The following is a 12,908-nucleotide window of genomic DNA, read 5'->3' on the forward strand; positions in this document are numbered from 1 at the left end:
TCCTGGTTGTATTCGCGCAGCGCGCGGCTACAGGCTGTCGATCAGCCCGTCGCGCTTGAACATGCGTTTGATGTTGCGCAGCGCCTGGCGCGTGCGTTGTTCGTTCTCGATCAGGCCGAAACGCACATGCGTATCGCCGTACTCGCCAAAGCCCACGCCGGGCGACACGGCCACTTCGGCGTCGGCCAGCAGTTTCTTGGTGAATTCCAACGAACCCATTTCCAGATACGGCTCGGGGATCGGCGCCCACACGAACATCGTGGCCTTGGGCCGATCGACCCGCCAGCCGATATCGTTGAGGCCGTCGCAGAGCACGTCGCGGCGCTTCTGGTACATGTCCCGAATCTCGGTCACGCAATCCTGCGGGCCGTTGAGCGCGGCGATCGCGGCCACCTGCACGGGCGTGAACATGCCGTAGTCGAGATAGGATTTCATGCGTGCCAGGGCCGCGATCAGTGTCGGGTTGCCACACATGAAGCCCACCCGCCAGCCGGGCATGTTGTAGCTCTTGGACAGCGTATAGCACTCCACGGCCACATCCTTGGCGCCCGGCACCTGCAGAATCGACGGCGCTTCGTAGCCGTCGAAACACAGATCCGCATAGGCCAGATCCTGCACGATCCACAGATCGTACTCGCGTGCCATGGCCACACAGCGCTCGAAAAATTCCAGCTCCACGCACTGGGTGGTCGGGTTGGCCGGAAAATTGAGCAGCATCATCTTCGGGCGCGGCCAGGATTCCTTGATCGCGCGTTCCAGCTCGGCGAAGAAGTCCGAGTCGGGCATCATGCGCACATGACGCACGTCCGCACCGGCGATCACCGCGCCGTAGGGATGGATCGGATACGCCGGGTTGGGCACCAGCACCTGATCGCCGTGCTCGAGAATGGCGAGCATGAGATGCGCCAGGCCCTCTTTCGAGCCCATGGTGACGATCGCTTCGGTCGCCGGGTCCAGATCCACATCGAACTTGCGCTTGTACCAGTCGCAGATGGCCAGGCGCAGGCGCGGCACGCCCTTGGATACCGAATAACGATGCGTATCCGGGCGCTGGGCGGCGTCCACGAGCTTGTTGACGATATGGTCGGGCGTGGGCTGGTCGGGGTTGCCCATGCCGAAATCGATGATGTCCTCGCCCCGCGCTCGCGCCGCCTGCTTGAGTTCGCCGATGATGCCGAATACATACGGCGGCAAGCGTTTGATACGCGCGAATTCAGATTTGGGCGACGGATTTGACATGGTCGATCGGGTTCATGAGCCACGGCGGGCTCGGTGGGACATACAAACAAGACAAGACGCGGCAGTTTGCCAGAATCGCCCGCAAGCGACTACCGGCGTGCCGGACCGCGTAAAGCCGGCTTGTGGCCGACCTTACCCGGGCCGACCAACCGAGGCGGACCTTGGCGGTCCAGGCACCGGAGACACGGGCCAAGCGCGTACGGGATCAATCGGCGTTGGGCAGTACGCTGGCCGGGTCGATGGGCCGACCGTCGCGCCGAATCTCGAAATGCAGCATCGGCTGGTTCTGCGGGCCCAGACCCATATCGGCGATATGCGTGCCGGCGGCCACGTCCTGGCCCTGCGAGACGCGAGTATTGCGGGTGAAGCCGTAGGCCGAGAGATATTTTTCGTCGTGCTTGATGATGATCAACTTGCCGTAGCCCTTGAGCCCGGTGCCGTTATAGACCACGCGGCCACTCGACGCCGCATAGACCGGCGAGCCCTCGCGCCCGCCGATATCGATGCCCTGGCGCGTGCGCTGGGCTGCATAGCTGCGAATGATCGAACCGCTGGCCGGCCATTGCCAGCCGTCCGCGCTTGGCCCGCCGGTGCGCGTTGGCTGGGTCGGCGCCTGGCGGCTGGCCTGGGTTATCTGCGCATCGGTGGCCGCATCCGCGTCGTCCGAGGCCGTGGGGGCCGTGGTCGGCGCGGCCGGGCGACTCGCGGTATTCGGGCGCGCCGGCGGCGCGTGCTCGATGGTGCGCTTGAGTTCGGGTGTGGATGCCTGAATGGCGGCTTCCTGGGCGGCACGCGAATCCTGCGGCGCACGCGCAACCCGGGGCTGGCGTGGTGCCGGCGGCGCCGCCACGGGCCGGTCGCGTTGCGTCGTATTGCGGCGCGGATAATCCAGCGGCGGGTACGGGTCCAGCGATATGCGCTGACCCACTTCGATGATGTAGGGCGCGCGAATGTTGTTCCAGCGAGCCAGATCGCGCCAGTCCATGCCGTAAGTCGCCGCGATCTTCGACAGCGTATCGCCGCGGCGCACGGTATAGGTATCCGGACGCATCGCGCCGCGGATGGAGCAACCGGCGAGCGCGACTACCACGAGTAGCACCAGCGCCAGGCGCTTCATCGCAACTGCAGTACGGCGATGACGACAACGATGACGGCGACGATAGCCCATCCGATCCAATCGATATATTTGAGCAGGCGTTGCTCGAAAACCGGTCCCAGAAAGCGTACCAGCCCGGCCACCAGAAAAAAGCGAACGCCGCGGCCCACGATGGAACCCGCCACGAACGGCAAAAACGGCATGGCCACGGCGCCCGCGGCGATCGTGAACACCTTGTACGGAATCGGCGATACGCCGGCGAGCAATACCGCCCAGAAGCCATAGGTTTCAAACCAGTCCCGGGCGGTGGCATAGGCCGAATAATAGCCCAGCTCCTTGAGCCAGGGCAGCAAGGCTTCCAGAAACAGCGCGCCGATCCAGTAGCCGAGCATACCGCCCACCACCGACGCAACCGTGGTGATCGCGGCGAACTGCCAGGCCCGGCTCGGGCGCGCCAGCGTCATCGGCGCCAGCATGACATCCGGCGGAATCGGGAAGAACGAGGACTCCGCAAACGCCAGCAATGCCAGTAACGACGGCGCGCGGCGGTGGCCGGATGCCCGGACCATCCAGTCGTAGAGACGCCGGAACATCAGTTGCCGTGCCCTGCCCGTGTCGTAACCCGGGCTATGGTGTGCGTACGCCTTTCTGCGTGTTCAATGACTGGGTTCATCGCTACGCTGCTCGATCAGGGGAACGAAACTCACCGCGTCGAGCACGACCTGCTCGAAATAGCCGCCGTCGCGGCGTACCACGATCAGCCGTTGATCGCCGCTCGGGCCCACCGGCACGATCATGCGCCCGCCATCGGCGAGCTGTTCGTAGAGCGAGGTAGGCAGCGTTTCTGCGCCCGCAGTCACCAGAATGGCCTCGAACGGACCATAATCGGGCAGACCCAGCACCCCGTCGCGCGCCAGGCGCGAGCGGATATTGCGATAGCCCAGTTCGGCAAACCGGCGGCGGGCGCGCTCGTAGAGCGGCTCGATACGTTCGACGGTATAGATCGACGGCACGATCTCGGCGAGCACCGCGGCCTGATAACCACTGCCGGTGCCGATTTCGAGCACATTGTCCGGCACGCCGTCGGCGATCAGCAGAGCTGTCATCTGGGCGACGATATAAGGCTGGGAAATAGTCTGGCCGTAGCCAATCGGCAGCGCGGTATCGTCGTAGGCCCGGCTGGTCATGGCTTCGTCGACGAACTGATGCCGCGGCACCTTTTCCATGACCTCGAGCACGATTTCGTTGTCGATACCCAGCCCGCGCAGCCGTTCGACCAGGCGCGCCCGGCTGCGTGCCGAGGCCATACCGAAGCCACGCACATGCGGATGTTTGTCCTGCATGTTCAAAGCCGGCGTACCCAGTCGCCAAGCGCACCGACCGCATCGTGCTGGGTGAGATCGATCTGGATCGGCGTGATCGACACCTGCCCCTGGGCGATGGCATGAAAGTCGGTACCGGGGCCGGCATCGGCCTCGCCGCCGGCACGTCCGATCCAGAAGATCGGCCGCCCGCGCGGATCGCTGTCTTCGACCAGCTGTTCTGCCCGATGGCGGTTGCCCAACCGCGTGGCGACAAAACCGCCGAGCTCTTCGTAGGACAGATCCGGCACGTTGACATTGAGAATGGTGTCACGCGGCAGCGGATGCGCGATGAGCAGTTTCACGACCGCAACCGCAACCCGAGCCGCGGTATCAAAATGGCGCGGGTTCTCGCCCACCAGCGAAATCGCCACCGCAGGCAGGCCCAGCGAGCGACCTTCGGTGGCGGCGGCCACGGTACCCGAATACAGCACGTCGTCGCCGAGATTGGCGCCGTGGTTGATACCGGAGACGACCATATCCGCCTCCTGTTCGAACAGACCGGTGGTGGCCAGATGCACACAGTCGGTGGGCGTGCCGTCGACCGAATACAGCCCTTCGGCGACCTGGTTGACGCGTAGCGGGCGTTCCAGGGTGAGCGAGTTGCTCGCACCGCTGCGGTTACGATCGGGGGCGACCGTGACCAGCTCGTCACATATCCTGACCAGCGCGCCACGCAGCGCGGTCAGGCCGGGCGCGTGACAGCCGTCATCGTTACTCAGCAGTAATCGCATGCAAGGGTTCGATAGATAGCGAGAATATCGGCGCGTGCAAGCACGCCGCAGGCTCGCTAGCATAGCTAAATCGACGCTTTTCTGCTTGAGTGAATCGCCCGGCATGGCCCACCGTCGCAATCGACCCGACCCCACACGCGCCGATCGCGATACCCCGGTCAGCGACGACGACAGCGCGCTGTTTCGCGAGGCCGTGGGCCCGGTCGCCGAAATCGCCAAAGGCCAACGCCGACGGCCGTGGCGTGATATGCCCTCCGCGCGGCCTGCCATGCGTGAGGCCGACGAACAGGCAGTGATCGGCGAACTGCTGGATTTCTCGCCCGGCGACGATATCGAAACCGGTGACGACCTGTTCCACCGCCGCGAAGGCGTCCAACTGTCGGTGATGCGCAAGCTACGCCGTGGCCAGTATCGCTGTCAGGCCGAAATCGACCTGCACGGCATGATCGTGGATGTTGCGCGCTATTGTCTGGCGGTATTCCTGCGCGAAGCACTCGATCGTGGCTATCGCTGCGTGCGCGTGGTCCACGGCAAGGGCCTGCGCTCGGGCCACCGCGGGCCGGTCCTCAAGGTCAAGGTCGCGCACTGGCTGCGCCAGCGCGACGAAGTGCTCGCCTATTGCTCGGCGCGCGAGAACGACGGTGGTACCGGCGCGGTATACGTGCTGCTTCGACGGGGCTGAATGCTTAGCGGCGCCGATCTGGCCTTGCTTTGACGCTGCCGCCGACAGGCAGCTCTCGGCCCTGGGCCAAACCGCGCGGTCAGCCCGCCTCGACGGCATCCACGATTTCGCGCAGTACGCTGGTCGCGAACGCACCGGGCGGCAACCAGAACGACAGCACGAGCGTTGTATCGTCCTCGAACTGCCAATCCAGCGACGGTACGGCCAGACGCAGCGCGCGACGCCCGGCATCCACGTCGCAACGCTCGAGCCCGGCCACCAGATCGCCGTATTCAGCCAGCACCGCCTGTTCGAGTGATTGCGCACGGCCGCTGATCACGTCCTGGCCACCACGGCCGGCCATCGGCCCGCTGGGGTGGATGTCGAAACGCGCCAGCCGCTGTTCCAGTTCGTCGGCGCTCTGCTCGGTGTCGGCCAGCGAGAAGACGCTGTGGCTGCCGTCGAGCATCACCGCTTCGCCGTCGATCAGCGCATTCCAACTGCCATCGCGAACGCGGGCATCAACAACCGCATTGAACAACAGCGAACGCGCGGCCGATAGCGCGAAGCCGCGCCGGTTGCGCGACAGCCGCTTGCCGGCGAACAGCGCCCGCGAGAGGCCGAGATTGCGACCGCCATGACCGAAGCGCTGCGCCCCGAAATAATTGGGTACGCCCATCGCGCGTACGCGCTCCAGATCGGCTTCAAGTGTTTGCCGATCGGCCACCAGTGCGCGCAGGCGTAGAACGAACCGATTGCCGCGATGCGCCCCGCGCTTGAGCTTGCGTTCGTGGCGGCGCATTTCGAGCACTTCGATACCGTCGATTCCGCCGAGATCCGGCAGTTCACGGGCGATGGGCCAGGCGATCGACAACCACTGGCGGGTGACCGCGTGACGATCTTTCATGCCCGCGAAGCCGATCTGGCGCGGATGCACGCCGGTCGCACGCGACAGCGCCTGAACCGCATCCTGTGTGTTCAGCCCGGTTTTTTCGATCCGGCACCACAGATGTTCGCCGCTGCCGGACAAGGCGATATCGCAGTCTTCATCGACAAAGAAATCGGCCGGCTGCTGGCGCAGCACGGCGCGCGCCGCGGGCGCTGGGCCACGCGCATAGGCCAATGCGGCCATATCGACCGCATCGCCATCGACAAGCGTCATTGGTCGTCCGATGCGTCGTCGGCGGCCTTGGGCTCAGGCTTGGACGGGGTCGATCCGGGCGGCGCGATGGTCAGAAAGAACTCCTCGTCGCGCTTGATCATGCCCATATCCGAACGCGCGCGCCCTTCCGTGGCACTCTCGCCGGATTTGAGGTCGTCGACCTCGGCCTGCAACGCATCGTTGCGGGCCTCGTTGCGCTCGTTGGCGGCGCGCAGGTCCTGCTTCATCTCGCTCAGACGATGCACTTCCGCCCAGCCACCATCGGCAATCCAGAGCCGATACTGCAACGCGGCAAGCACGACCAGAAGCACGATGATGACGGCGCGATACATGCGGCGATTGTAGCGCGGCGGCCTAGGCTGTCTAGCGCCGGACAGATCTGCGCTCAGCCGCGACAGCCGGTGGCCGATCTCGGCACGCATCGTACTCATATCGCGACGTCGCTCAGGCATGGCCGGGTTGGGCGCGCCAAAACCCGATCAAAAGCCGACGTTGAACGCGGCGCGACCCGGGTAGACCGCCCGTGTACCCAGCTCGGCTTCGATCATGAGCAGGCGGTTGTACTTGGCGATCCGGTCCGAGCGCGACAGCGAGCCGGTCTTGATCTGGGTCGCCGAGGTGGCCACGGCCAGATCCGCGATCGTGGAATCCTCGGTTTCGCCGGAGCGATGCGACACCACCGCCGTGTATTCGGCGCGCGTGGCCACGTCGATGGCACGCAGGGTTTCGGTAAGCGTGCCGATCTGGTTGGGCTTGATCAGAATCGAGTTGGCGATGCCTTCCTCGATGCCTTTCTGGAGGATGCGCGTGTTGGTCACGAACAGGTCGTCGCCCACCAGCTGCACGCGATCGCCCAGGCGCTCGGTGAGCAGCGCCCAGCCATCCCAGTCGTCTTCGGCCATGCCGTCTTCGATCGTGATGATCGGGTACTGGTCGACCAGCCCCGCCAGATAATCCACGAAGCCGGCTGCGTCGTAGTCGACGTTTTCGGACGACAGCTTGTAGCGCCCGTTTTCGCAGAACTCGGTGCTGGCGGCATCGAGGCCGAGCCAGACATCGCCACCGGGCTTGTAGCCCGCGCGTTCGATGGCCTCGACCAGGGTATCCAGCGCAGCGGCGTTCGACGGCAGATTCGGCGCGAAGCCGCCCTCGTCGCCCACCGCCGTGGCCAGCCCGCGTTCGCCCAGCAGCTTCTTGAGATGCTGGAAGATTTCAGCACCGCAGCGCATGGCTTCCGAAAAACTCGGCGCGCCAGCGGGCACGATCATGAACTCCTGCATGTCGACGTTGTTGTCGGCATGGGCGCCGCCGTTGATGACGTTCATCATCGGCACCGGCAGGTTCACGGCATCGTCGTGGCCGAGAAAGTCATACAAGCCCTGCTTGTTATCGTTGGCCGCGGCGTGGGCCACCGCCAGCGACACACCCAGCAGCGCATTCGCGCCCAGCCGACCCTTGTTGTCGGTACCGTCGAGTTCGATGAGCGTCTTGTCGAGACCGGCCTGGTCGTCGGCTTCGAAGCCCTTGAGCTTCTTGGCGATTTCGCCGTTGATATTGGCCACGGCCCGGGTCACGCCCTTGCCGAGAAAACGATCGGCATCGCCATCACGCAATTCCACGGCTTCGAGGCTGCCGGTGGAGGCGCCCGAGGGCACCATGGCCGTGCCGACGGCACCGGTTTCCAGCGTTACGCGGGCCGCTACCGTGGGGTTGCCGCGCGAATCGATGACCTGGTATCCACGAATTTGCTTGATCTTCGACATAGGAATACTGCTTTCGCGTTTATTTAAGGTTGGACGAGCGTCGATTCGATCGTGCCGCGGCGCTTGACCACGCCATCGAGCTCGACCAGCGTTTCCAGCAGCTCGCGCATATGCGCAAGCGGCCATGAGTTGGGCCCATCACACAGGGCATTGTCGGGGTCCGGATGGGTTTCCATGAACAAACCGGAAATACCGGCCGCCACGGCCGCACGCGACAGTACCGGAATCTGCTCGCGCGCGCCGCCCGAGCGTGTGCCCTGCCCGCCCGGCAGCTGTACCGAATGGGTGGCATCGAACACCACCGGGCAATCGGTGTCACGCATGATCGCCAGACTGCGCATATCGGCCACGAGATTGTTGTAGCCAAAGGCATAGCCGCGCTCGCAGACCATGATCTGCTCGCCGCCCGCGGCCCGGGCCTTGGCGACGACGCCGTTCATCTCGGCCGGCGACAGGAACTGGCCTTTCTTGATATTCACTGGCGTGCCGCTGGCCGCGACCGCCTGGATGAAATCGGTCTGGCGGCAGAGAAACGCCGGCGTCTGCAACAAATCCACGACCTCGGCGACCGGCGCGATCTGGGATTCGACGTGCACATCGGTGGTCACGGGCACGCCGATGTCGCGCTTGACCGCAGCCAGCATATCCAGGCCGGCATCGATGCCGGGGCCGCGATAACTATCGCCGGAACTGCGGTTGGCCTTGTCGAACGAGCCCTTGAAGATATAGCCGATGCCCAGCTCGCGACAGAGCTCGGCCAGATGCCCGGCCACGTCCATGATCATGCCGGGCGATTCCAGGCTGTCCGGCCCGGCGATGAGAAACAACGGCCGGTCGATGCCGACCTCGAAATCGCACAGTCGCATGGCCATCAGCCGGTCGCGCCTGCCGTACAGTGGGCGCGCGCCGCGGCAATGAAGCCGATGAACAGCGGATGCCCGGAACGCGGCGTGGAGGTGAATTCCGGATGGAACTGGCAGCCCAGAAACCACGGATGATCCGGCAGCTCGACAATCTCGACCAGGTTGTCTTCTGCCGAGATGCCGGAAAACACCAGGCCCTTGTCGGCCAGCACGTCGCGATAGTGGTTGTTGAATTCGTAACGATGGCGATGGCGTTCGAACACCTCGGTGGCGTTGTAACAACGCGCGGCCAGCGTATCGGGCACCAGATCGCAGCGCTGCTCGCCCAGGCGCATGGTCCCACCCAGATCCACATCGGCGTGGCGTTTTTGCACCTCGCCGGCCAGATCATGCCATTCCGTGACCAGGGCAATCACCGGATGCGCGGGATTGGCCACGAACTCCGTGCTGTGGGCGCCTTCCAGGCCCGCGATATCGCGCGCGAATTCGATACAGGCCACCTGCATGCCCAGACAGATGCCGAAATACGGAATCTGATGGGTGCGGGCATAGCGCGCCGCGGTAATCTTGCCTTCGATGCCACGTTCGCCAAAGCCGCCGGGCACGAGGATCGCATCCATGCCGGCCAGGCACTCGCCGCCGTCGCGTTCGACCGTCTCCGAATCCAGATAATGGATATCCACCCGGGTGCCCGTATGCAAACCGGCATGTGACAGCGCTTCGTTGACCGACTTGTAGGCATCGGCCAGATCCACATACTTACCCACCATGGCCACCTTGACGGTGACATCCTGGGTACGGCGGGCTTCCACGAGTTCTGCCCAGTTGGACAGATCCGCGCTCGGCGCGGAAATATTGAAATGCTCGAGTACCAGCGCGTCCAGCGACTGGGCCTGCAGCAGGCCCGGCATCTTGTAGATGTCGTCGACGTCGATACAGGCGATCACCGCGCGCTCGGACACGTTGGTGAACAACGCGATCTTGCGGCGTTCGTTCTCCGGCAACGGCCGGTCCACGCGACACAGCAGAATATCCGGCTGGATGCCGATCGAGCGCAGCTCCTTGGCCGAATGCTGGGTCGGTTTGGTCTTCATCTCGCCGCTGGAAGCGATATAGGGCACCAGCGTCAAATGCATGAACAGCACCCGGTGATGGCCGAGCTCGACCGCGAACTGACGAATCGCCTCGAGAAACGGCAGCGATTCGATATCGCCCACCGTGCCGCCGATCTCGACCAGGCAGATGTCCGCGCCCTCGCCGCCTTCGAGAATGCAGCGCTTGATCTCGTCGGTGATATGCGGGATGACCTGCACCGTGCCACCCAGGTAGTCGCCGCGGCGCTCCTTGTTGATGACGTTGTTGTAGATCTGACCGGTGGTGAAATTCGACAGCCGGGACGTGCGCGTTTTCAGAAAGCGCTCGTAATGGCCCAGATCCAGGTCGGTTTCGGCGCCGTCGCGGGTCACATAGACCTCGCCGTGCTGGAACGGGCTCATGGTGCCCGCATCCACGTTCAGATACGGATCGAGCTTGATTACCGAGACGCGTTGGCCCCGTGCTTCAAGCAGTGCGCCGAGCGACGCTGCCGCGATGCCTTTGCCGAGCGAGGACACCACCCCGCCGGTCACGAAAATATAGCGGGTACCCGCCGCGTCGCCTGCCATGCGCGATCCAAGACTCATACCGGGGAATAACAGCGCGCATGCTAGCCGAAAGGTCGGTCACCGACAACGCGCAATCGCGCGCTATGCCGGTCGATCGCGCCAGATGAAGCGACCGATATCGCAGTGCAACAGCTGTGCGACATGCGGATGCCGCCAGATATCGCCAATCGCAATCAACGTATCCGCGTGGTAGACCAGCGGCACGCGCGCGCGCAGCCACGGCGCAAGGCGCGCTTCGCGCAGAATATCCTTCACCCCTCGATGCCCGCCCTGCGCATCGCTGACCCGCTCACCGCCGCGACGCAGCCGGACTTCCAGATCCAGATCGCGCGGCGGCGCCGGCGCCAGCGCAATCTCGCCACAGCCGGCCGGCAACGTCGCAGGCGCGCGCCCGTGCCAGACACAGGCGAACCGCTCGGGCACGGGCGCAAGACGGGCCATGGCATACAGCCGCCCGTCGAACAGGCGCACCTCGGTATCGGCGAACGCAACACAGGGGCTGGCCGCCAGGCGCGACGCGCCAAGCGCCACGATCGCCGCGACGTGGCGATGATCCGGGCGATCGTGTCCGTCCTGGTCGAGCCAGCGTCGCACGACCTGCTTCGCCCGGGGCCAGTCCAGCGTTGCCAGCGCGCTGGCGTCGAGCGTCGCATCGTTGCGCCACATCTGTGCGAGATCGATATCGGCCAGCGCGTCGATAGCGGCCGCGGCTTCGCCGGCATGGGCGGCACTGCGCGACAGCAGTCGATCGGCTTGCGGCCAGCGCTTTCTGAGTTCCGGCATGACCGCTTCGCGCAAAAAGCTGCGGGCCACATTCGGATCGTGATTGCTGGGATCATCGATCCAGTCGAGCTGGTGCGCGCGCGCATAGGCAGTGATCGTATCGTGGTCGATATGCAGCCAGGGCCGCCAGTGGCAATGGGCGCCGAGGGCAGCCACCCGTGGCATGGCCGCCAGCCCTTGGGGCCCGGCGCCGCGCAGCGCCTGCAACACAAAGGTCTCGGCCTGATCGCGGGCATGATGGGCAGTGATCAGCGTCTCGCCGCGTGCCAGTTCGGCTTCGAGCGCGGCATAGCGCGCCTTGCGTGCCGCGGCTTCCAGGCCGCGCCCGCGGGTTTCGACGGCGACGTCGAGCCGCGTGAAAGCCACGCCCGAGGCCTCGGCCTGGCGTGCACAGGCGAGCGCCCAGGATTGCGCCTCGGGCTGCAGGTGATGACAGACATGAATCGCGCGTACAGGCCACGTCGGCGCGCTGTCGATAAGCGCATGCAACAAGGCCGTGGAGTCCAGACCGCCGCTGAATGCGACAGCCAGTCGCTTTGTACCGGTGGGGACCTGCGCAAACGCTGCAGGCAGGGCCGCGAAGGCGTCGTTCACCCCACGAGCTTGAAATCGCCGAAGGCCATCCAGCGGTTATAGCGCGCTTCCAGCAGTTCATCCACGCCCATGCGCTTGAGCCGGGTCATGTTTGCCAGCAGCCGTTCGCGCATCTGGCTCATCAGCTGCTTGGGGTCGCGATGCGCGCCGCCAAGCGGCTCTTCCAGCACTTCGTCGACCAGCTTGAGTCGGTGCAGGTCTTCCGAACCCACTTTCATCGCTTCAGCCGCTTCTTCGGCACGTTCGGCCGATTTCCACAGAATCGAGGCACAGCCTTCCGGCGAGATGACCGAATAGATGCTGTACTGGAGCATCATCAGATGATCGCCCACGCCCACGGCCAGCGCGCCGCCCGAGCCGCCCTCGCCCACGACCGTGCACAGAATCGGCACACGCAGGCGTGCCATTTCGAACAGATTGCGCGCGATCGCTTCGGACTGATTGCGTTCTTCCGCGCCAATGCCCGGATAGGCGCCAGGCGTATCGATGAAGGTCAGCACCGGCATGTTGAAACGCTCGGCGAGCTTCATCAGCCGCAGCGCCTTGCGATAGCCCTCGGGCCGCGGCATGCCGAAGTTGCGATGAATCTTTTCCTTGGTATCGCGGCCTTTCTGGTGGCCGATCACCATCACCGACTGACCCCCCAGGCGTGCCGTACCGCCGATGATCGCGGCATCGTCGGCATAGGCGCGATCGCCATGCAGCTCGACGAAATCGGTGAACATGCCGTCGATATAGTCCTGGGTATAGGGTCGCAGCGGATGGCGCGCCATCTGCGCGACCTGCCAGGTCGACAGCTTGGAAAAGATCTGCTCGGTCAGGTTGCGGCGCTTGCCCTCGAGCTTGGTAATCTCTTCATTGAGATTGACCTCGCTGCCGTCGGCGACGAAGCGCAGTTCCTCGATCTTTTCCTGCAACTCCGCAATCGGCTGTTCGAAATCGAGATAGTCGAGGTTTTTCTGCGCCATCGTGTATTGCTGCTGCGACC

13 protein-coding genes are annotated in these 12,908 nt (G+C 64.6%); 1 reads left to right on the forward strand and 12 read right to left on the reverse strand.

What is annotated here, in order from left to right:
- Positions 1-27: 27 nt before the first annotated feature.
- The 5 genes from alaC to surE all read right to left on the reverse strand — a co-directional run bounded on the left by alaC (position 28) and on the right by surE (position 4,430).
- Entirely contained in the window at positions 28-1,239 is a 1,212-nt protein-coding gene (gene alaC, locus T5B8_RS16015; RefSeq protein WP_353180353.1) for an alanine transaminase, read from the reverse strand.
- Positions 1,240-1,444: 205 nt separating this feature from the next.
- The gene (locus T5B8_RS16020; RefSeq protein ID WP_353180354.1) at positions 1,445-2,356 is read right to left on the reverse strand and encodes a peptidoglycan DD-metalloendopeptidase family protein; all 912 of its coding nucleotides are present in this window, start codon (positions 2,354-2,356) and stop codon (positions 1,445-1,447) included.
- Positions 2,353-2,928, reverse strand: coding sequence for a YqaA family protein (locus T5B8_RS16025; protein ID WP_353180355.1), 576 nt, complete (start codon positions 2,926-2,928; stop codon positions 2,353-2,355). Before T5B8_RS16025 ends, T5B8_RS16020 begins: the two co-directional genes overlap by 4 nt.
- Positions 2,929-2,991: 63 nt before the next feature.
- Positions 2,992-3,678: a protein-L-isoaspartate(D-aspartate) O-methyltransferase gene (locus T5B8_RS16030; RefSeq protein ID WP_353180357.1), complete on the reverse strand. Its 687-nt coding sequence runs from the start codon at positions 3,676-3,678 to the stop codon at positions 2,992-2,994.
- 2 nt (positions 3,679-3,680) lie between these two features.
- Positions 3,681-4,430 carry a 5'/3'-nucleotidase SurE gene (surE, locus tag T5B8_RS16035; protein WP_353180359.1) on the reverse strand — a complete coding sequence of 250 codons (750 nt, stop codon included), beginning with the start codon at positions 4,428-4,430 and terminating at the stop codon, positions 3,681-3,683.
- Positions 4,431-4,515: 85 nt separating this feature from the next.
- Between surE and T5B8_RS16040 the strand changes: the two genes are divergently transcribed.
- On the forward strand, positions 4,516-5,112 hold the full coding sequence (locus T5B8_RS16040) for a Smr/MutS family protein (protein ID WP_353180361.1): 597 nt from the start codon (positions 4,516-4,518) through the stop codon (positions 5,110-5,112).
- Positions 5,113-5,191: 79 nt separating this feature from the next.
- Here T5B8_RS16040 and truD read toward each other — a convergent pair whose 3' ends face one another.
- From truD to T5B8_RS16075, 7 genes are all read right to left on the reverse strand, one after another.
- Entirely contained in the window at positions 5,192-6,253 is a 1,062-nt protein-coding gene (truD, locus tag T5B8_RS16045; protein ID WP_353180363.1) for a tRNA pseudouridine(13) synthase TruD, read from the reverse strand.
- The gene (locus tag T5B8_RS16050; protein WP_353180365.1) at positions 6,250-6,684 is read right to left on the reverse strand and encodes a septum formation initiator family protein; all 435 of its coding nucleotides are present in this window, start codon (positions 6,682-6,684) and stop codon (positions 6,250-6,252) included. Before T5B8_RS16050 ends, truD begins: the two co-directional genes overlap by 4 nt.
- 48 nt (positions 6,685-6,732) lie before the next feature.
- A complete protein-coding gene (eno, locus tag T5B8_RS16055; RefSeq protein WP_353180367.1) occupies positions 6,733-8,016 on the reverse strand; it encodes a phosphopyruvate hydratase in 1,284 nt (427 codons plus the stop codon).
- 23 nt (positions 8,017-8,039) lie between these two features.
- Positions 8,040-8,882, reverse strand: a complete 843-nt coding sequence (gene kdsA / locus T5B8_RS16060; protein WP_353180422.1) for a 3-deoxy-8-phosphooctulonate synthase — start codon at positions 8,880-8,882, stop codon at positions 8,040-8,042.
- 5 nt (positions 8,883-8,887) lie between these two features.
- On the reverse strand, positions 8,888-10,543 hold the full coding sequence (gene pyrG, locus T5B8_RS16065) for a CTP synthase (protein ID WP_353180369.1): 1,656 nt from the start codon (positions 10,541-10,543) through the stop codon (positions 8,888-8,890).
- 81 nt (positions 10,544-10,624) lie between these two features.
- Entirely contained in the window at positions 10,625-11,920 is a 1,296-nt protein-coding gene (gene tilS / locus T5B8_RS16070) for a tRNA lysidine(34) synthetase TilS (RefSeq protein ID WP_353180371.1), read from the reverse strand.
- Entirely contained in the window at positions 11,917-12,888 is a 972-nt protein-coding gene (locus T5B8_RS16075) for an acetyl-CoA carboxylase carboxyltransferase subunit alpha (RefSeq protein ID WP_353180373.1), read from the reverse strand. The genes tilS and T5B8_RS16075 overlap by 4 nt, the downstream gene beginning before the upstream one ends.
- Positions 12,889-12,908: the final 20 nt, after the last annotated feature.

It is taken from the genome of Salinisphaera sp. T5B8 (genome assembly GCF_040361255.1).
Classification (GTDB): domain Bacteria; phylum Pseudomonadota; class Gammaproteobacteria; order Nevskiales; family Salinisphaeraceae; genus Salinisphaera.

Coding starts and splice junctions, on each gene's coding strand:
- alaC (WP_353180353.1), bottom strand. CDS start 1,239: ATGTCAAATCCGTCGCCCAAATCTGAATTCGCGCGTATCAAACGCTTG.
- T5B8_RS16020 (WP_353180354.1), bottom strand. CDS start 2,356: ATGAAGCGCCTGGCGCTGGTGCTACTCGTGGTAGTCGCGCTCGCCGGT.
- T5B8_RS16025 (WP_353180355.1), bottom strand. CDS start 2,928: ATGTTCCGGCGTCTCTACGACTGGATGGTCCGGGCATCCGGCCACCGC.
- T5B8_RS16030 (WP_353180357.1), bottom strand. CDS start 3,678: ATGCAGGACAAACATCCGCATGTGCGTGGCTTCGGTATGGCCTCGGCA.
- surE (WP_353180359.1), bottom strand. CDS start 4,430: ATGCGATTACTGCTGAGTAACGATGACGGCTGTCACGCGCCCGGCCTG.
- truD (WP_353180363.1), bottom strand. CDS start 6,253: ATGACGCTTGTCGATGGCGATGCGGTCGATATGGCCGCATTGGCCTAT.
- T5B8_RS16050 (WP_353180365.1), bottom strand. CDS start 6,684: ATGAGTACGATGCGTGCCGAGATCGGCCACCGGCTGTCGCGGCTGAGC.
- eno (WP_353180367.1), bottom strand. CDS start 8,016: ATGTCGAAGATCAAGCAAATTCGTGGATACCAGGTCATCGATTCGCGC.
- kdsA (WP_353180422.1), bottom strand. CDS start 8,882: ATGCGACTGTGCGATTTCGAGGTCGGCATCGACCGGCCGTTGTTTCTC.
- pyrG (WP_353180369.1), bottom strand. CDS start 10,543: ATGGCAGGCGACGCGGCGGGTACCCGCTATATTTTCGTGACCGGCGGG.
- T5B8_RS16075 (WP_353180373.1), bottom strand. CDS start 12,888: ATGGCGCAGAAAAACCTCGACTATCTCGATTTCGAACAGCCGATTGCG.